This is a genomic window from Oscillospiraceae bacterium, from assembly GCA_025757985.1.
GTDB lineage: Bacteria > Bacillota > Clostridia > Oscillospirales > Ruminococcaceae > Gemmiger.
The window spans coordinates 1,747,553-1,766,109 of sequence record CP107210.1 but is presented as its reverse complement, the minus strand read 5'-3'; the positions used below and the strand labels follow the sequence as shown (position 1 = coordinate 1,766,109).

17 protein-coding genes and 1 pseudogene are annotated in these 18,557 nt (G+C 52.3%); all 18 read right to left on the bottom strand.

Annotation, left to right across the window (positions count from 1 at the left end; genetic code table 11):
• Positions 1–243: 243 nt before the first annotated feature.
• Positions 244–657: pseudogene (locus OGM67_08715) on the bottom strand (M23 family metallopeptidase).
• A 1,225-nt stretch (positions 658–1,882) separates the two neighbouring features.
• Positions 1,883–2,272: a DUF6075 family protein gene (locus OGM67_08710; protein UYJ33669.1), complete on the bottom strand. Its 390-nt coding sequence runs from the start codon at positions 2,270–2,272 to the stop codon at positions 1,883–1,885.
• Between the two features lie 90 nt (positions 2,273–2,362).
• On the bottom strand, positions 2,363–2,797 hold the full coding sequence (locus OGM67_08705) for a DUF3846 domain-containing protein (protein UYJ33668.1): 435 nt from the start codon (positions 2,795–2,797) through the stop codon (positions 2,363–2,365).
• A 5-nt stretch (positions 2,798–2,802) separates the two neighbouring features.
• The gene (locus OGM67_08700; GenBank protein UYJ33667.1) at positions 2,803–5,088 is read right to left on the bottom strand and encodes an ATP-binding protein; all 2,286 of its coding nucleotides are present in this window, start codon (positions 5,086–5,088) and stop codon (positions 2,803–2,805) included.
• A gap of 47 nt (positions 5,089–5,135) precedes the next feature.
• Complete coding sequence (locus OGM67_08695) at positions 5,136–5,468, bottom strand: PrgI family protein (GenBank protein ID UYJ33666.1); 333 nt, start codon at positions 5,466–5,468, stop codon at positions 5,136–5,138.
• A gap of 1 nt (position 5,469) precedes the next feature.
• Positions 5,470–6,300, bottom strand: coding sequence for a hypothetical protein (locus tag OGM67_08690; GenBank protein ID UYJ36215.1), 831 nt, complete (start codon positions 6,298–6,300; stop codon positions 5,470–5,472).
• Between the two features lie 60 nt (positions 6,301–6,360).
• Positions 6,361–7,218 (bottom strand): nucleotidyl transferase AbiEii/AbiGii toxin family protein, encoded by an 858-nt coding sequence (locus OGM67_08685; GenBank protein ID UYJ36214.1) that lies wholly within the window; start codon positions 7,216–7,218, stop codon positions 6,361–6,363.
• Positions 7,212–7,805, bottom strand: coding sequence for a type IV toxin-antitoxin system AbiEi family antitoxin domain-containing protein (locus OGM67_08680; GenBank protein UYJ33665.1), 594 nt, complete (start codon positions 7,803–7,805; stop codon positions 7,212–7,214). The genes OGM67_08685 and OGM67_08680 overlap by 7 nt, the downstream gene beginning before the upstream one ends.
• Before the next feature lie 81 nt (positions 7,806–7,886).
• Entirely contained in the window at positions 7,887–8,219 is a 333-nt protein-coding gene (locus tag OGM67_08675) for a TrbC/VirB2 family protein (GenBank protein ID UYJ33664.1), read from the bottom strand.
• Positions 8,176–10,017: a type IV secretory system conjugative DNA transfer family protein gene (locus tag OGM67_08670; protein ID UYJ33663.1), complete on the bottom strand. Its 1,842-nt coding sequence runs from the start codon at positions 10,015–10,017 to the stop codon at positions 8,176–8,178. The genes OGM67_08675 and OGM67_08670 overlap by 44 nt, the downstream gene beginning before the upstream one ends.
• 5 nt (positions 10,018–10,022) lie before the next feature.
• A complete protein-coding gene (locus OGM67_08665; protein UYJ33662.1) occupies positions 10,023–10,847 on the bottom strand; it encodes a hypothetical protein in 825 nt (274 codons plus the stop codon).
• Positions 10,848–11,417 (bottom strand): PcfB family protein, encoded by a 570-nt coding sequence (locus tag OGM67_08660; protein UYJ33661.1) that lies wholly within the window; start codon positions 11,415–11,417, stop codon positions 10,848–10,850.
• A 132-nt stretch (positions 11,418–11,549) separates the two neighbouring features.
• Positions 11,550–15,848, bottom strand: coding sequence for a hypothetical protein (locus OGM67_08655; GenBank protein ID UYJ33660.1), 4,299 nt, complete (start codon positions 15,846–15,848; stop codon positions 11,550–11,552).
• A gap of 67 nt (positions 15,849–15,915) precedes the next feature.
• Positions 15,916–16,662 (bottom strand): DUF3849 domain-containing protein, encoded by a 747-nt coding sequence (locus OGM67_08650; protein UYJ33659.1) that lies wholly within the window; start codon positions 16,660–16,662, stop codon positions 15,916–15,918.
• Positions 16,659–17,072 carry a hypothetical protein gene (locus OGM67_08645; protein UYJ33658.1) on the bottom strand — a complete coding sequence of 138 codons (414 nt, stop codon included), beginning with the start codon at positions 17,070–17,072 and terminating at the stop codon, positions 16,659–16,661. The genes OGM67_08650 and OGM67_08645 overlap by 4 nt, the downstream gene beginning before the upstream one ends.
• A 58-nt stretch (positions 17,073–17,130) precedes the next feature.
• Positions 17,131–17,481, bottom strand: a complete 351-nt coding sequence (locus OGM67_08640) for a type II toxin-antitoxin system RelE/ParE family toxin (GenBank protein ID UYJ33657.1) — start codon at positions 17,479–17,481, stop codon at positions 17,131–17,133.
• Positions 17,478–17,744 carry a type II toxin-antitoxin system prevent-host-death family antitoxin gene (locus OGM67_08635; GenBank protein ID UYJ33656.1) on the bottom strand — a complete coding sequence of 89 codons (267 nt, stop codon included), beginning with the start codon at positions 17,742–17,744 and terminating at the stop codon, positions 17,478–17,480. Before OGM67_08635 ends, OGM67_08640 begins: the two co-directional genes overlap by 4 nt.
• 64 nt (positions 17,745–17,808) lie before the next feature.
• A complete protein-coding gene (locus tag OGM67_08630; protein ID UYJ33655.1) occupies positions 17,809–18,528 on the bottom strand; it encodes a CAP domain-containing protein in 720 nt (239 codons plus the stop codon).
• Positions 18,529–18,557: the final 29 nt, after the last annotated feature.

Below are 18,557 nucleotides of genomic sequence, written 5' to 3'. Positions count from 1 at the left end.
CGCTTTGTTGCGTTGACTTGCCAATTTGTGTCGGTCCTATGGCATTGGTTTGAGAACCTGTCTCTATTGCTATCCCAGCCAGAACCGTTAGTATATTTGAATGGAATGACCCAGTGCTGGTTCAAGCTAACGGGTAAGCAGTGACAAATCGGAGGAATACCCTAGTCGATATAGCGCTTAATATGGGTATCTTATTAAATAAACCCAAAATCATGTTGCAGACTACTGTGCGAACACTAACTCCAAGGGGTTCATTCTCACGCCGTTTTGCATCACCTCAAAATGCAGGTGGTTGCCGGTGCTGTCGCCGGTGCTGCCTACATAACCTATAATCTGCCCTGCCGTTACCGCTTCACCTGCGGTAACGGCAGTTTGCGTCATATGGGCGTACCGCGTGGAAAGTCCAGCGCCGTTATCCAGCAGCACCTGATTGCCGTAGCTGTCGTTCCAGCCGCTGACCAGCACCGTGCCGCTGTGGGCAGCCAAGATGGGTGTTCCCTCCGGTGCGGGAATATCTGTGCCGCGATGCCCGGCATTGCCGAAGGCGTCCACTTCCCCGAAGTGGCAGGATATATAAGTGTGCCCCGGCAGCGGCCAGCACAACTCGCCATCGGCAACAGCAATCCCGCCGCACAGAGCAAGCAGGCTGGGGCGCATTTCCTCGGATAGCAGCTGGTGCAAAATGTCTTTTTGGTCTTGGGTGAAATTGTACAACTCGGCCAGTTCATCCACAGTTTTGCTGCTGACGGTGATGTGCAAAATATAGTCGGTCTGCTGCTCCGGGTCGGGGTCGTCCTCGGTGGGTTCGGGAGTGGTGTCTACTTCTTCGACCTCGTAGGTGATCTCGTGCATAGCCCAAAAGGTGTCTTGGATGCGCTGCATTTGGGCGGCATTGATAACGACAACGTCGCTATCAGAGTTGAGGTTGGTATGTACTGCAAAGATGGCCAGCACCTCCGGCCAGTAGCTCGCCCAAGTGTGACCGTCCTCGTAGTCGTAGGTGATGGTGGTTTCGCTGCACTCCGGGTGCGCCGACACAATGTCGTTGATCGCCGTGCCGAAGTCGGCGTTGGTGTCGGCTACGATTTCGGCAATAGGGATGCTGTTGGGATCGCCGGATTCATTCGCAAACAGGATGCCCATCGGTGAGCCGATCACCGCCGCAGCCGCGCCTATGACCATCGCCAGCAACAGCACCACGCCGCCTGCGCCAAGTAGCGCCAGCAGCGATTGCGCGGCGCGCCGCACAGTTTGGGAGAGCAGGGCTTTGATTTTGGCTGCGATATAATGAACGCCACGGCTGATTGCTTCAACCGTGGCTTGTTTATTGCTGATTGTGGGCAGCTTGGGTGCGTGGGTAACGATGGGAGCGGTATTGCCCGCCGCTGTGGCAGTCGTCTGCTTTTGCAGATAGCGGCGCACAGCCTCGCGGGTCAGGTGCTGCCGCTTTAAGCGCTGCATTTGGGCGCGGTAGTGCGGCAGTGTTGGTGCAAGAATATCAGCGGGCAGTGCGGGGGCTTGCGGCGCGGACTTTTTGGCTGCAACGGCCTTTTGGCGGAAACGCTGCTTTTTGAACATTTCCCGGCGTTCGGTCTGTGTGGGAACAATGACTTGTTCTTTTTCAGGCGGCTTTAGCGTAGTTGCGGCGCTGTCCTGTATATCCACCTTTCTGCGCCGCTCCTGCATCATACGAAACTTGCGGTAACTCATGCGGGCGGTGCTTTGCGTTGTGCCGTTTACACGGTCAACCGCGCCGGAAATGCCCTGCTGCACCTCGGTTTGTGCGTATTCTTCGGGTGATTCCTGCCGCTGCTCGGCGGCGCGTTCCCCCTGCGCCTTGGCCCGCATAAGTGTTTTGCGCACAAGCTGCTTGCGCTTTGCTTTAATTCCGGGCATCGTCGATCACCACATCGTCCAACTGGCGTGTGTATTCCGGGTAACGCAGTTTCACCGCCTCATACATATACGGTGCAAAGGAGCAGTCGAACAGGTCATAGGGCGTACAAGATTTGTCATCGTACCCATTCCAAAGGTTATAGGCAAAACGAGTCAGTTTCGTTGTGCCGGTGGTCTGCCAACCGGCGGCCAGTGATTCCGGCTTAATTTCATCTTTTTCAAAGTCGAAGCAACTTTCAATGTTGTTGCGGAGTGCGGGTACGGCAGTCAGGGTGTAAATCAGTGCGCGGTGGTAGCTGTCCATTGCCTTGCAGCGGTTGAGGTGGGTTAAGTATGCCCTACGGTGGGGAGGGGTCATAAACTTGGGTTCGGTCATGGTGGTATCCTCCTATTTTATATATCAGGCGTGTTTCCTTATTTCTAAGGCGGGCGGCAGCCCGCTTTTTGTTTGTGCAAAATCATGGGGTTAGCGCTCCCCGTGGTCGATGGGTCTGATCTTTAGTTTGTTGCCGTCGCGCTGGAATTGCTCGTACTGCTCCGGGGTACATTTCATTGCCAGTAGACCATGCGGCGTAGGGAGAAAGACAACAGGGTTATGATACAGCCTTTCATATAAGAAAACCTGTCTATCAGTCAAACTGATAAAGTCTTCTCCGCCATTGCCGCAGACCACAAAAGAACCTGCAAGAAAATCTGTATGTCCGTAAAGCCGGTTAGGCGGCAAACCGTCAATCTTCCCGGAGTCGTTGCAGATAACGCAAACGCTATCTCTCCACGGACGGCAACATTCAATATCACCGCCGACAAGCTCCTGCAATGCCCTTAATGTGTTGGGAATCGTGCGTTCCTCCGGGTATTTACCGGGCTGCACATACAGCACGCGGATTTCATTTTCACTCATAGGATTCACTCCATTTCACCGGGTTTGGTCGTGAGTAATTTGTATGTTTTGGTGTCTTTCGGTTGAGGGTTATTGAATGGGATAAGGCTGTTGCCCATCTTGATAATTCCCTCACCGGGTTGGGCCAACAGCAAATATTTCCGCTGCGGCTCGGACAAGCCGTACAGTTCTACTACGCTGTCAATGTCCTTGGTCTGACGCAGCATAACTACAAATTCGGAGTTTGCCAGCATTGCATAGGCTGTGTCATTGGTTAGGCAGTCTTGCACATTCTGCGTGATGCCGGTGGCGTAGGCGTTGTACTTCCTAAAACGTTTCCAGCTTGTGTACAGGAAATTGGCGCTCAAAGAATCGCGCAGTAGCAGATAGATTTCATCAAAGTATACCCATGTGGCGGCCTTGGGGTCGTTGCGTTCGTTGCTCATAACGGCGGTGTTGATGTACTCCAACATGGACAGCATAGCAACTGGCTTTAGCTGTTCCCCCAAGCTCTGGATGTTGAAGCAGATCAGGCGGTTGCTCATGTCCACGTTGGTGGGCTGGGCGAACGCTTGCATACTGCCGGTGGCGAAAATTCGCAATGCAAGCGCGATTTCCTTTGACCGTTTATCGCGTTGATTGTTCAGTGCCATCCACAAGTCTTTGATGGTCGGGCATGGCGCGGTATAGTTGGATTCCATCAAAGGTTTATAGATGTTTTCAAGGGCATCGTCAATCAGACTTTTATCACCGGCCAGAATATGCTCCTTGCCCATTATCTGCTCACACAGGCTCAATACAAATTCTGCCTTAGCAACATGGGGAGGAATTTTCGTTGCCTTATCGTATTTGAAGTCCAGCGGATTAAAGTGCGTAGCGCTGTCCACCGAGATATTCACAACCTCGCCGCCCAATTCCTGCACAAGCGGCGCGTACTCATTTTCGGGATCTACGACATAGAATCTAGCCTTAGTAAACCGCAGATACAGCATCAAAATTTCCAGCTTAACAAACATGGATTTACCGCCGCCGGAGGTAGCGACAACCATTGCATTGCCGTTCACAAGGCTAGTGCGCAGCCCGATGATGAGATTGCCTGTCACGGCGTTTCTGCCGTAACAGATGCCGCCCGGAGTGAGAATTTCTTGCGTATTGAACGGTACAAGTGCTGTCAGCGATTTCGTCAGCATCGTGCGCACACTCTCGATGCGGCGCAAGCCGTAAGGCATGGCCGTGTTAAAGGCGCGTTCCTGCTGAAAATACAACTCGGTGAATCGGCAGTTATAGTTTGCCGCCGTGGTTTTCAGTGCATCGGTTTCCAGCGCGAGATCTTCCAGTGTGTCAGCAAAGTAAGTGACGGTGAGCAGGCTCAAAAACATCTGCTGGTCGTTCTCCGTCATTTCTTTGCGGATGTTGGCAATGATGCGGTCCTGCTCCTGCGTCCGCTGCGGTACGGAGGAAGTGAAGTCCAGATTTTCCACGGATTTCTTATTGAAACGGACTTTCTCGGCATCGGTTTTCATCTGCGCATTGTCAATTTCTTTGAAAGCATCCTCGGTTTCCACCGGCTCAATGTCGATTGATAACACAATGTATGGCACTTGCTGGAGCAGAGCAGAGATAAACTTATCATCAAGCTGCTGCGGGTACTCGCTGATCGTCATGCACTTGGCATAAAAATCCTCGATTTCAATATGCTTTTTGCAAAAGCGGATGCAGTCCGGGGCGATAGAATCGCGGAAGTCCTGCCCCAGTTTGGCGCAATTATCAAAGTCGAAGTTAAAATGACCCTCCTCGGAAATGCGGAAAAACTTGTGCAGTACCTCCAGCCGTGCGCGGTTGTCCAGCGGCGTGACGGCACATTCCAAGGCGGAAAATGCAGACAGCAAATGCCCCTGCACCTGTACAAAGCGTTCGCGGGCCTCTTTTACGCCGGGTTTGTTCGTGGACACGATGATGTATTTATGCTGCACCACATTTCCATTTTCGCGGGCGTTGGCCTTGATTTGGCGGTTACGCTCGGCGCGGAGGGCATCAAAGCCGTCGTTCTCGCGGTGGTACAGCACATCACGGGCAAAGGCTTTTTCATCCATGCGCTGGCTGACGATGCAGACTTGCATCCAGCAGTCAGCGGGGATGCCCGCGTAGACCGTGCCAAGCTGCGTTAGAATATTCTGCTTGGCCGCGTCACTCTGCATGGCGTAGTTGATGTCGCTGATTTGCCACATCAAGCTGAACACATTTTCCGATTGCCAAACACCGTCTGCATAGATTCTGTCGATGGGGATGCTCTGCTGCACCGAACGCGGCATTTTATGGCTGCCGCGCGTTTTTCGCGTAGATGCGTACTCACTTAGTCTCAATGCTTATCACCTTTTTTCTTTTTGCAATATTTGTTGTCGGTTTTCCATAGCCGCCAATCGTTTCTGATAACTGTGCTGTCTATTACAACAAGCAGGAATTTTTCAAAGGTCAGACAGTCATAAGTGAAAAATCCTGCTGCTGCAATCGGCGCAGCGGCCACAATGCAGACCCAGCCCGCCGTTTCATGACCCAACAGCGGGGTCAGCCCCAAATAGACCGCAACTGCCACGGCAATGGCCGCGCCGGAGCAAATCATCTGCCGCAGATTCAGCCCCAAAAAGATTTCCTCTTGGTAATGGCGGATTTCTTTATTTATCGGAATTTGCATATTACAACCCCATCATTTCATGGATAATTCGGTCAGAGCCTTTGATAAGGCCAACCAATACGAGCATATTGAAAACTGTTTCTGCAAGATAACTCCACACAATAGTGGTTGCCTCGCCGCCTGTCACAGTCGGCGTACCGACAAATGCTGAGTAAATCACGCAGGCCAGTACAATGACCGCACCCTCTAAGCACACGCCGACATAACTTTTCAAAAACGATATGCCCACGGATTGTGTGCTTTCCCCCGCAAAAGCCGCCAGCGGCAGCGGAGCCAGCGCTGTGTACATATACAAACGGAAGAAGCGACCATACACGGTAAGGATCATTACAAAGGAAAGCACCGTAATGAACAAGCTGCCGAGAATCGTTACGAGCCATAGCGGTATGCTGGCGAGAAATCCCACATTTTCGATAGCGGTCTGCATTTCTGCGGGCAGCGACACCATAGCTTCTGAGATACCGCCCATGCTGTCGGCCATATCTGTGACGATGCCGTTACAGATGGAAAACACATTCAGCATAATGTCCATGCCATATCCCACAAGTGCCTTTGCCGCCACAAAGCGGAGAAAGTAGTGGATAGCAGCTTCGGGGCGTTTTAACTCGTGAAAATTCATTGTGTTTTTGCATAGCGATATAGCAAAGAACAGCACGACCAGTGCATAGCCAATGCCAACCATACCATTGTGCAGTGTCTGCATCACGCTCCACACTGCGCCGCCCTTAAAAGTTTGGGGGCCGGTTGTCACCAGCCCCCATAACTCACCCAGCTTTCCATTCCATGTAGAAAAGGCGTTGTTCAGATTTTCGACGATCCAGTTTTGATTCAAGTTTTCACCCACTTTCAGATAAAAGAAAACAGCCGACAGAAAGTCTGCCGACTGCATAGCTTAATTAAAAAAATTGTTTGTTATTAGGGTGTCCATTGTAGAAGCAACTGCATCACACACTTCATCAAAGCTGATGGTGGAAGCGTAGTCGAAATCTTTTCGGTAATTATCCCATTGCCTACGCATAATCTCGCTGTTTCGCACCGCTTCCACAATTGCTCTATAATCTTGCAAAATCGAATCAGAGCCTCGCTTACTGGCTGTAGCCATCAGTGCCGCCCCTAAAGCGGGAAAGTCTATATTTTCTGCTTGCAGTTTGGTAAGGATATAGACATCATAATAATCTCTTGGCCGGGTATTCTGGTCACTGCGAGATATTACAGTCTCCAGCTTTTCCGCCAGAATGGTGGCCAAATTGTATGCCATAACTTGAATATGACGATCTTCCAGCATCAACTTGTAGTCATATTGAATTTCGCGTGGTGTGATTTTATCGCCAGTAGTGATGTCCAGCTTTAAGGGGACTGCCATAGGCGGAAAATCGGCTGTCAAAGCTACGCGGTATCCAGTATATTCATCACCCTCCCGGATTTCACCAATGCTTTTGAATGTAAATGTGATGTCATCGTCAACAGGAACGGTGAGAATCTGCTCTATCATTTTTTGGACGGCATCCTGCGTAACTGGATAACCCTTTATGGTTGCATCCATATCCATTGTCGCTCTGGAGTTCAGCCCCACCATAGAGGAAATTAAAAAGCCACCTTTGATAATGTAATTATCCCGATACGGGGATAATGATACCCGCTCCAAGAATCGTTCCAGCATATAATTTTGCAGAACAAGCTGTGCGGAAATCTGGTTTTCTTTCGCCAGCTTTTTCATAATAGCTTTCAGCTGCATAGCGTTTTTCATAATAGTACCTCCAAATAAGGACGCAGCCGCTTTTCTACGCGTAGTTGATGAGCATATTCCGAAAGCAAAGGAATGTTCTTATCTTTACGGCCAGCGTACCGCTTGAATGCATCTGTAATGATCTGAATATCCGTGTGGCTGATGGGCTTTAGAATTTCACATAGGGTTTTTTCTGCATTGTAGGCCCGGACTGTATTTCCGGCAGGGGTGTCAACCAGCGCGATTCCAAGACTGTAATAAGGCTCTTTCTTGCAAGAGCATAAAATTCCCGCTGCTTTTGGACTGGATGTATTATATCCATAGGGAAATGCCATGTGAAACTTGTGTGGTGTCCTGTCAGTCAAATCATGCAGAAACAATGCGGTATCCAATGCAAATACACCACGCTTATATCGCTCTTGAATGGATACAAATTCATCCTCCCAAACTTCCGGCAGGGTATATACCCCACGGGAGACCTGATCTAATCGGCCTGTATCGGCCAAATATTTCAAACTTCCGCGTGATATTCCGGCAGAAGAAATCATAGCAGCAGTTACGATGCCATTATTTTGGGAAGCCAACTCTATAATCTTCGTTGTAGAATCCATAGCACACACCTTCTCTTAAATTGACTTTCACGCTAAACATTATACGCTTATTTAGCATAAAAGTCAACGAGACGGCATCGCTTACAGAATCATATCAAGAATATCCTTTGCAAAGTAAATGACTACGCCGCCAAAAAACGTCATAAAACCTTGCGCCCGCTGGCTGGCATCGTGGCCTTTGAGGGCAAGGCCGATTTGCACGATGCCGAAGCCCAGCAGGATTGCGCCGATGGCTTTGATGGCGCTGAACACAAAGTCGCTCAGATTGTTGATGGTCGTCAGCGGATCATCTGCAAAGGCAGGCATGGCCATAACAAAAGCAGCGGCAACCACCGTCGCCGCCACAAGATAAAGGCGCTTGATTTTGCGGTCAGTCACCTTGGTCGTATTGAGAGAAGTTTTCTTCATTTTCATAATAATTTTCCTCCGGGTGTTTTTCTAAGGAGTCGAGCTGTTCGTACATTTCTTCGGTGATTTCGGGTGCTGTCGCTGCGGCAACAGCGTCCATTGTGATAGTGACGGCGTCACCCATATAGTCGGGCGGCATTACATAAGGCTCACCTCCTGCATCGGGTGTATATTTTACATTCGGGTGATGAAGCAGATTATACTTTTTGTCGATGACCGGGTCCTCGCTGCGCATCAGCAGCAGGCACTCATCGTCACGCATACGGCGGATTTCATCGGGCATACACAGTTCACGGCCCGCCGTTTGCAGGCTGTCGCTGCTGCTGCCCCGGCTGCCTTTGCCAATGCTTTGGCTTTTGGTGCGTTCGGTTTCCTTGCCGAGAATTTTGGAAAGATACTCGTATGTACCGTACTCGTTACCGCCGAGGTAAAGCAGGGTGTCACAGTTTCCGATTATGCCTTCCCAATCGTCTTTGAACAGGCTTTTTAGCTGGGCAATGTTCTGCAAAACAATGTCACAGCTGATATTTCGGCTGCGGCACACTGCCAAGATATTTTTGAAGTTCTTGGGCAAGGCAACATTTGCAAACTCGTCCATCATCAGCCGCACATGAACCGGCAGCGCACCGTTGTATTCCGGCGTGGAATCTGCCAAACGAAAAAGCTGGTCAAAAAGCTGCGTGTAGAGCATCGTTGCAATGAAATTAAAAGTTGTATCATTGTCGGGCAAAACAATAAATAATGCCCGCTGCTCCAGCCCCATACGCGGCAGGAACATTTCATCGCGCGAAGTCATTTCCGCAAACTTGCGGGAGTTGAACATGTACATGTTTGCCGCTGCCGAAATTAAGATGGATTGCAGCGTCTTTTTCGCACCCAACATAAAAGACTTGAATTGCAGGACAGCGGGGTGCTGCGGGTCGCGGCGCTCCAGTTCTCCAAACAGCATCATCAAGGGGTTCTCGACCATTTCATTTTCGCTGACTTGGCAATTCAGAATCATATACATCAATGTGGAAAAATTCTGCTCACTGGCAGGGGCTTCGTACATGAGATAGAGAATCAGTGCGGAGATCAGCAGCACAGAAGAATCATCCCAAAACTTATCACCGCCGCTGGGGGCATCCTTGGGTTTGGTGTTGTTGACAATGGCGAACGCCAGCTTGATGGCGTCCTCATCGGTTTCGAGATAGGCCATCGGATTGTAATGGCCTTGAAAATGCACAAGGTCAAGCACTGTCACGCTGATACCTTTCGTTTCCATGATTCTGCCGAGGGTGCGCGTCAATTCCCCTTTGGGGTCCAGAAATAGATATGAGCCAATCAGTTGCAGCGCGTTGGGCTTCACATAAAAGCGTGTCTTGCCGCTGCCAGATCCGCCGATTACGATAATGTTGAGATTATGTTTATGCGCGTGGCTGTCGGTGCTGAAGCGTACATTCTCGGTCAAAATGTAATTTTCTTTGGTGTCTTTGGTATTGCGGTACTTGATGTTTAGTCTGTGGGCGCTGCCCCACTTGGCCGTGCCGTGCTCTGCGCCGGGGTGGCGATCTGCTTGGTCGAGCATATAGCAGTAGACGGCCAATGGATAAAGCACCAGCACCGCCAGCAGGAATTTTGGAGTGCTGGCGCACCAGCGCAGCATGGATGGGGTGTGCAGAATTTCGGACAACACTGCGGTGATTTCTGCCAGCCCCTGTGCCTGTTCAGTTGCCTGTGCCAGCGCTGCGGCAGTAAACAGCAGCGGTATCAGCAACAGCCCGTACAGAATAATTTCTGTGCGGCGGTCCTTATTCGGGCGCATGATGTTTAGCGGGCCTCATCCCGCTGCGGTGCGCTCTGACCGCGCTGCAAACCGAGTGCCTTTTCCACAGTGTCTCCAATAGTCACAGACAGTTCCCGAATTTCTTCCAGTGTTTTGCGTTCCTCGCCGGGTGGAATGTGGGTATCCATCCCGTCCAAAACAGCGGCAGCGGTATCGGGCATCGGCAGGGAAAACCGCCCGCAAAACTCCACCGATACTGCCATAGCCGTTTTTTGTAGATAGGGCGCTTGGGAGATACCCGGCGTGTGCTGCTCTGCGGTTGCAATGACGATTTCGGCGGACAGTCGTGCCAGCACTTCACGCTGCGGCATGGCCGTTGGGAACACAATCGCGTGTTGCTCGGCATCGTACCCGACAACGCCCTCATTTTGAAATATGATGTTGACCGGGGAAAGGCGCTCCAGTTCCTTGATGGCCTTGTCCATCTGCTCCGGCTTGATTTCAGGAATCGGATACGGCTTATTGCCGTAGGTCATGGACACATCGAAAAATGAGCCGACATTATAATAACCATTGACGCGCACAAGCTGCGGGATGCCTTTTGCCCCTTTGTTTACGCGTCGCCCGAATTTATCCCAGTCTTTGGCGGTCAATACGGCCCGCGCTTGCGGCAGGGTTTGCAGCACAAGTGCTGCATTGCCGGATGTGATATGGCTGCCAAGCCGCCCCCTGCCGTACAGATAGTCGGCAAGGCGCTGGCCATCCTGCACAACTTCCTGCAATACGGATTTTTGCGCCGCAATGGTTTCTTTAAGTTCGGCTTGCTTTTTGGCTTTCCACTCCTCGATGGGTAATCGCTGTTCGTACATTTATCGCTCCTCCTTCGCAGTAATATCCTGCACTTTTTCCTGCGCCTGTTCTGCCTTCTGCGCTGCATTTTTCAGTGCCATAATTGTGGCTCGCACAGATGGGCGTGGATCAATATCCAAAGGATTCTTCCCGCGCGTCAACAAGCTGTCGCCGGATTGACGGCGGGTTGGGTCTTTTTTTCGGTCTGCCGTAGTGACCTTGGGAATGGCATATCCCAACTGCTCATAGATGCGGTTCAGTTTGGCGACATCTTCAGCTTTGAACATGACGTCAACTTTTTCGTTCTGTGCCTTATCCTTGATGACCGCGAACAAGACGCCGTACTGCTTTGCCAATTCCTTAAACTGTCCCACGTCTTTGCTTTGCAGGGCAATAATTTTTAGTTCCTTGCCCTCCCGCAACAGACGGTCAAGGCTGGTTTTGCCTTTCACTTTAGGATTTTCCTTGGCGTAGGCCAGCGATAAGGCCAGTGCGTTTTTAATGCCCAGCGCAGACAGCTTAATGGCTACTTCGGTAACCTGTAAGGCTTCCCGCACCATCTGATCGGCTGCTTCGCCTCCGTTGTTCATCTTGTTTCACCTCATTTCGTTCTTCCTGTGCGGCAAGTTCTGCTTGCCGTAGTTTTTCCTGCACCTCGGCAGCATCTGTTTCGATGTCGGAACAGATGTAAACCTCATGGCGCAGGGCTTTCATTTGCTGGGTCAGTGATTTGATTTTTTCTTCCCGCGCGGCACGTTCCGGTTCACGCTTTTGCCGATATAAAACTTTGCGCTGGCGGGCAAGCTGTTGGATTTGGACTTCTGCATTTTCCTTGTAGGCCAGCAGTTCATCCATAGTTTCAATATGGTTTTCCCATAGGAATTTTGTCTGCTGCTGGTATCGGCTGAACAGCAGAAAATCCTCACGCAGCAAAAAGTAGCAGCGCTTTGTGCTCTTGCCGTGGTAGGCTTTCCGCAGCAGGGCGCAGTAGTGATAGTAGCAAGCCATAAAGCCGGACACCTTGGGATACCGGCGTGGCAGCTTGCCGCGATACCGCACCCGCTGCACAGGGGGCTGTAATTCTGTGGGCTGCCATTTCGGTTTTTCCGGGGCGTTTTCCTGCCGGTATTCCTGCTGCATTTCGATGGGCATGCGGTGCAGTTGGCGGTAATACTCCCGCAGCGCTGTTTCAGAAAAGCGCGGGTCGAGCCGGTCAATGCGGATATTTCGCTGAGCGTCTTTATGGCGCACGGCCATGTGTTCCACACGCGGGCCATATTTGACCGTGTAGCCCATGTTCTGCAATTCCGTGATAAAGCCATCTCGGCAAGCTGGTATTCGTTGGAGCTGCCGGTGGGTTGCCAGCCGTTGCCCTTGCCGTTTTTGTTTTCTCCTGCGGCAGTCAGCGTTTTGTTGTACGCGGCAATTTCGTCAGCGTTGACCTCATAGGTCTTTGCGATGGCCTGCGTTTCCGCAGAAAAATCCCACTTCGGATGCTCGTTATCGTAGGTCTTATCAATGTAGGCATCCAGAATGCTTTGCAGGGTGTAGCTGCCGCTGCGGGTCTGCTCAAACTGTTCTACTTTGGACAGGTCGGACACAAGGAAGAATGTAAAGCCCGCGCCCTCCAGTTCCAGTCCATTGCTTTGGCCGCTGGAGGATACGATTTTGCTGATTTCCACATTGCCTTTGGCAACTTGGTCTTGGCTCTCGGCCAGCGCATTGTCAGCATGGATGTGGTAATTGGCGCTGTAACTGGTCTTGTCGATCTGTTCACCGGCTGCCTGTCGGTTGTCGGCAAAGGTGGTCTTTTCTACATACCAACCCTCATCAGAATAGGCGGGTGTGATGTAGTAATTATGCTCATCGACAAGATAGCCGTCTGCAAAGGACAGGTAATAGGCATCGTAGGTCCAAGAGCCATCCAACGCTTTACCTTTAGAGACTGTAGAAAACTGGTTCTTGTACACCCAATCCGTGTACTGGCCGCTGCCGTTCTTGGCAAGCGCGGCGGTCCGCCCGGTGGCTGCCTTGGTGCGGCTGTCCACGGTGGGATAGGTGCCGGAAACAGCAAGAGCGCCGTCACGCAGCGGGATAACCACGCCGGTGGAGCGTTCTACGACATAATATTTGCCGAGGTACAAATTGCTGAAGCACAGCCAGCCGTTCTCAATTTTGGCGCTGGCAATAAGATGGTCTTTCTTCAGCACAGGCAGATAGTCAGATACCCACTGCCCGCTGTTGTTGCGGATTGTGGTATGCCAGATGGGATTGCCGTTCGCATCCACAATTTTGGAGTAGTCCACCACGCCGGTCACGCCATCGGGGTGCGTAATATCTTCGGCGGCGTAAAGGTCGTACACCGCGCCGTCCAGCGTGGCATCGCCGTGGGCTTGCCCGCTGGCAAGAGCTGTGCCGTGGGTGGTGCTGCCGCCCACATACCGCACGGCATCAAGGTCAACCTTGGAGATGCTGATTTCGCCCAAGGTGCGGTCATTTTTCATAACGCCGTCTGTTGGCGTGATTGTGTAGCTGTCCTCGTTGGCTGCTTTGCCGCTGTTGTCGGTGTTGTAGCTGCGGTTAGGGTTCTTGTACACATTGGAAATCGTGACAGTGGTTTCCACGCCGCCACTGGTAACCAGCTTGGTGCCGCCCTTGTCGGTTGTCAGGATGTCGGCATTGTAGTCGGCATTGTCCAGCCATAGCACGGAACTGTCATTGTCCTGCGTAATCTCGATATAATAGGCACGCTTGCCCAAGGGCGTTCCTGCCGTGCCGGGGCGGTCGATGTCCGTCCAGTCGCCAAAATACCCGGCAGGGGCTTTGGTTTCCACAAGGATAAACTTGCCCTGATTGCGCTGTGTGTAATACAGCGTGTGGCGCATCGCGTCATTGACGGCATAGGCGGCGCTGTTGATGACTGCATAGCTGCCGTCGCCCTGACGCTGCACGCTGTAGGTGTTGTAGCCCCCGGTGGGCTGGTATTTGCCGGTCACCACATCCCACTGATAGATCTCATACTGGGCATCGGCTGCGATCTGGTTGCCGGTTTCGCTGTCGGTTTTCTTGAGGTTGACCTGCAAACTCCACTCATCATTTTTCATAACATAGTCGTTGTTAGTGTTTGCGAGTACCGAGATGGTCTGGCTGCTGCCGTTCGTGCCCCAGTACTTGCCGAATCCATACGGTACTGTGATTTCCTCATAGCGGAACTGGATGCTTCCCAGCTGCGCTTTGGCCGCTGCTATAGCATTGTTGACAGCGTTCTGAGCCTCACCCTGCAATTCCGCAATCGCGGCGTCGCGGGCGCTGTTGGCGGCCGCATCAGCAGCCTCCTGCGTGGTGAAGGGTCCAACCTGTCCGTTGCGTGTGCCGGAGGTCTTAGTCACCGCGTAGTGCAGGCTCCAGCTTGCGGCTGCATCGCCGCCGTTCAAGTGATAATTATTGTCGTTCGTATGCCCGCTGGTGGTTACGGTCTGTTTGCTTGCCGGGCTGATAGACCAGCTGCCGCCCTCGATGGTGCCGGATTTGGTCGCGGGTTCGATTTCAATCGTTGCACCGTCCACTTTTTCCAGTGTGGCAGCCTGAATCTTGTCGGTACGCACACCATAGGAAAAATCAAAACTGCCGCTGGCGGTCTGGACAGGGGCATCCCAATCGGCAAAATACTCCTGCACGACGGGTTCGGGGGCTTCTTCGCCCTCACCGATTTCGGGACCGATCAGGGCAACGGTCTGCCAGCCCTCGCGACCGGGATTGTAGATGTAGGTGTAGTACCCACGGGCGGAAGCGTAGGTTTCCACACCGTTCAGCAGCTCATCGGCAGAGGCAAGATAAATTTCCGCGGCAGTGCTTTCAGGGAAGTTTTCGATGATATACATCTGTACATCGTCATAAATTGATGCGCAGAAATCCAAAAGAGAGATTTCTTCACCCTCGTCAGCGGAAAAAACAGCGGGCAGATCGTCCGCATCGCCCAAAGAAAGCTGGTTCAAGCCGCCCCAGATTCTGTACTGGTTGCCATAGTGGTCGCCGGGTACATACTGGTCTGCGCCAACCATAGAAGTATTGACATAAGTGTACGTTGGACAGTTCTTGGGCTGACCGTTGGCACCGTGGGTGCAGCAGTAGGCGGGTTCGCCGTTGAACCAAATCAGCCAAGTGCCATTGACTTTGGCGACCTTGGTGATTTTGCCGCTTGTTACGTCGGGGATAGGGCGTTCGCCGTAGGCAGCAATACCGGCATCAGCAAACGGAGATGCCACCGTGTGTTCACGGTCAATGGTGACATACAGCGTTTTAGTCTGCGTGCTGCCGTCGGGCGCGGTATAAACCAGCTGTGCGGTAAAATCCGCATCCGCCTGTACATATACGCCCATGACGGCGGCAGAGGTTTCATGGTAGCTATTGTGCAGCAAGGCATCGGCATCAGTGGCGGGTTCGCCGTAAAAGTCCAGCAGAGTCACGCTGTCCGGCAGAACCAGATCGAGCGTGCTGCCATCGGCAGGGTACTCCACCTGTGCCAGAATCGGCACAATGGCGTAGTCGGTATCTTCCAGCAAGGGCGTTGCCAGCGTATGATTGTCACTATCCAGCGCCTCGGCGCTCAAATAGCTATCCTGTTCCAAATCGGCATCCCACGCGCCAAGCCCGATTTTGGTCTCACCGGTCGCTACCGGCAAACCGTAGCTGCCAAGGTAGGAGCCTGTGGGGGCGTCCGGCATATCCTGATACAAAACCTCACCGTCAAAGGTGTAAGGCTCGTTTTCTTCAGCAGGCTCATCCGTGGTTGGTGCTGCGCTTTCCTCGGTAGCTGCTCCGGGGTCGGGGCTGCTGGCATCGGTCTGCCCGTTGTCGGTTTCAGACGGCTCGGTCTGCTGCTCCATCTGCACGGTTTCCTCGGTGGGCTGCGGTGTGGGTTCCTCCGCAAACGCTGCACCGGGCAGCATGGAGCAGAGCATTACCGCCGCCGCAAACAGTGCAGTAACGCGATGCTTCAATTTATAATGTGTTTCTTTCATTGTGAAATCCTTTCAAAACAGAGATTATTTCACGAAAAAAAGCGCCTGCAAAATGCAGACGCTGCGGTTATCTTTCGGGGGTATCCTGAGCGGGCTGGGCTTTGGCTTTTTCAAATTTTCGCACTTGGTTTACAAAACCGTCCAATAGGCAGGTATGCGCTTGTAGGTCAGCGTAGTAACAGGAACGGTCAAATCCACGGCGATCCATATCTTTGATCGTGCGAATGGAATCTGCCCATTCTCTATTTGTGTGAGAAATACGACCATCTCCATCACGGGTTTGAATGGCCGCTGCCAACACATATTTCGTGCGCTCCAAACCATATTCCGCCACTACCTGTTCAACAACGCCAGCGCCCAGCCGCAAACCATCAAAGCGCTGTGCAAGCGCTGCGTCAATCTCGTCCCGACACCTTTCATTCAAGTGGCAAGACGCATGGTACTGTGGCAATTCGCCGTGTTCGCGGGCATAAGTGACGGACTGTCGATATACTTTGGGTGGGTTCTGCTGCTGTTCCTTTTTCAGCAAGTCATCTGCGCGGTCTTCCACGCACTGAGCCACAATGCTCATATAATCGGTTTCCAGCTTGGAAAAATCCTTATACACATCCGCCAGCGGCGCGGGAGATTTCAGCAGCGCCCGCACCCGTGCAGGGGTGAGGTTCATTTCTTCCGTTGCAAGAATAATGTCCTCACGGACGCTGTACTCGTAGGCGTGGTGTAGAATTTCTTCTGGCGGCTGTGCGGTCAGCCATAGGCAATAGGCGCTCTGCTCCACCCGCATTTTTTCGCAGAGCTGCTCCTGCGGGGTCATTCGGCATCCTCAAAAACAAGAGAATTGCTTTCAAGAATATATTCCCAAAAGAAGCGTTTACCGTTCATATCCGCAGCATCATAGCAGAATGTGATAAGCGCCGGGAACATGGCTGCCGCTGCATCTTCGGAAACATTCAGCTTCTTCCCCGTGGCTGTGCAGTGGTTCAGATATTCCACCAGTTCGCCCAGCGTGGCCGCACTGCTTTCTTTCAAAATCGGTGTGCACGCTTCCGGCCACTCCTGTTTGTCCAGCGGCAACGCCAGCATTTCCTCGCTGATTGGGGCGCTGACTTCAATTTCTGTGTCTGGGCGCTGGCTGAAACCGTCCAGCACTTCAAGACAGCCTACGGTTTCTGCTTTTTCGAGCAGCGCAGCGGCCAAAACTTCAATAATATCATCGTAAGACATAACGTCCTCCTAAAAAGAAAAGCGCCCACAAAAGTGAGCGCTTGGGTAAAATATTCGGTTATGAGAACATCGGCAAACTGCCGTTTGCTGCATCTGTTTTCAGAATGGTGATCCAGTTGCTTTTGCCGTAGAGAAACCGCACGATATGCACCGTTTGCGTGGCATCGTCCACCGTATAGAACGCAAGGTAATTCATAACGATGGTGAAGCGGATTCCCCATAAGGAAAGCAGTTTGTCGGAAACGACTTCAAATTTGTGCGGGAATTCTGCCAGTGCTCCGATTTTTTCGTCGGCCACATCCAACAGCTTGTCGGCGGCAGTTGGATTTTTCAGTACAAGGTCGATATAGTCGTAGGCGTTCGCCATATCGCGCTCGGCGGCTTGGGTGACATGAATGTTGTATTTCATCTGCGCTCCCTGCGGTGGCGCAAATCAGCCATAACATCGGCAAAGGGGCGCGTGTTCCCGGCTTCTACGTCGGCAAGGCCCTCTTGCAGCTTGCTGTACAGTTCAATGCGGCCCGCCATTTCCTCGTAGGTTTCCATGCTCATAACGGCAAGGTCGCCCTTACCGTTTTTGGTAATAAAGACCGGCTCGTTGTAGGCATGGCAGTAAGAGGAAATGTCATTGTAGTTGTTTCTCAAATCTGCGCTGGAACGAATGTTCGGCATAGATAGCACCTCTCTTTCATACAAAAATTATATCATAATTTGTGTATGAAAACAAGTAGGAGTTTTAGTTGAATGTGACAGTCCAGTAGGTATACTGCCCCTCGGCGGTGGAGCAGAACCAACAAGCTACGCCCATGCTCGTAAAGCTGGCGTTGGTGATGTTGGCATAGTGGGCAGGACTGTTCTGCCAATAGCTGCATACGCTGCTGGCCGAGCCGATAGGACCGGCTGCGCAGATTTCGCTGCGGGTGGTCATGCCGCTGTGGTCGAACGCACCGCCCGCGACAAAGCTCTCGCAGCGGGAATCTGCCGCCGCGCTCAGCCCGCCGTCCATTGCCAGCGGGGAAAGTCCCACCGCCGCACGGATGGCGTTGATGTTCTCCTGCACGGCCCAGTATGCGCTGTCGCTGCTGTCGATGCTCCACCATTGCTCCGTACCGGCTGCTGGGTCGAACGGCACCGCACCATAACTCATACTAACCTGTGCCGGAGTGGCGGCTACGGTTTCCTCCACCGGGGCTTGCGTGGGTTCTGCGGTGGGGACCGCCGTAGGCTCTGCTGTCGGCGCGGGCGTGGGGGACTGTGTCGGTTCGGGTGTCGGCTCAGGGGTTGCTGTCTGCGCAGGTTCGGCAGTTGCAGCAGCTTCCATCGGCTGCGCAGTTTCTTCGGTGGCCGGTGAGATTTCCACCAGTGCAGCCGGTTCAGCCGCAAGAGTTTCATCCGCTGCCGCTGCACACCCGGACAGCGCCAATACTATGCCCAATGCAACAATAGATTTTTTCATAAAAACTACTCCTTTCATCCTTGGGGTGG

Excerpts from the sequence above, each read along its gene's own strand:
- OGM67_08710 (UYJ33669.1), bottom strand. The coding sequence starts at position 2,272 with ATGACCGAACCCAAGTTTATGACCCCTCCCCACCGTAGGGCATACTTA.
- OGM67_08705 (UYJ33668.1), bottom strand. The coding sequence starts at position 2,797 with ATGAGTGAAAATGAAATCCGCGTGCTGTATGTGCAGCCCGGTAAATAC.
- OGM67_08700 (UYJ33667.1), bottom strand. The coding sequence starts at position 5,088 with ATGCCGCGTTCGGTGCAGCAGAGCATCCCCATCGACAGAATCTATGCA.
- OGM67_08695 (UYJ33666.1), bottom strand. The coding sequence starts at position 5,468 with ATGCAAATTCCGATAAATAAAGAAATCCGCCATTACCAAGAGGAAATC.
- OGM67_08680 (UYJ33665.1), bottom strand. The coding sequence starts at position 7,805 with ATGGATTCTACAACGAAGATTATAGAGTTGGCTTCCCAAAATAATGGC.
- OGM67_08675 (UYJ33664.1), bottom strand. The coding sequence starts at position 8,219 with ATGAAAATGAAGAAAACTTCTCTCAATACGACCAAGGTGACTGACCGC.
- OGM67_08670 (UYJ33663.1), bottom strand. The coding sequence starts at position 10,017 with ATGCGCCCGAATAAGGACCGCCGCACAGAAATTATTCTGTACGGGCTG.
- OGM67_08665 (UYJ33662.1), bottom strand. The coding sequence starts at position 10,847 with ATGTACGAACAGCGATTACCCATCGAGGAGTGGAAAGCCAAAAAGCAA.
- OGM67_08660 (UYJ33661.1), bottom strand. The coding sequence starts at position 11,417 with ATGAACAACGGAGGCGAAGCAGCCGATCAGATGGTGCGGGAAGCCTTA.
- OGM67_08655 (UYJ33660.1), bottom strand. The coding sequence starts at position 15,848 with ATGAAAGAAACACATTATAAATTGAAGCATCGCGTTACTGCACTGTTT.
- OGM67_08650 (UYJ33659.1), bottom strand. The coding sequence starts at position 16,662 with ATGACCCCGCAGGAGCAGCTCTGCGAAAAAATGCGGGTGGAGCAGAGC.
- OGM67_08645 (UYJ33658.1), bottom strand. The coding sequence starts at position 17,072 with ATGTCTTACGATGATATTATTGAAGTTTTGGCCGCTGCGCTGCTCGAA.
- OGM67_08640 (UYJ33657.1), bottom strand. The coding sequence starts at position 17,481 with ATGAAATACAACATTCATGTCACCCAAGCCGCCGAGCGCGATATGGCG.
- OGM67_08635 (UYJ33656.1), bottom strand. The coding sequence starts at position 17,744 with ATGCCGAACATTCGTTCCAGCGCAGATTTGAGAAACAACTACAATGAC.
- OGM67_08630 (UYJ33655.1), bottom strand. The coding sequence starts at position 18,528 with ATGAAAAAATCTATTGTTGCATTGGGCATAGTATTGGCGCTGTCCGGG.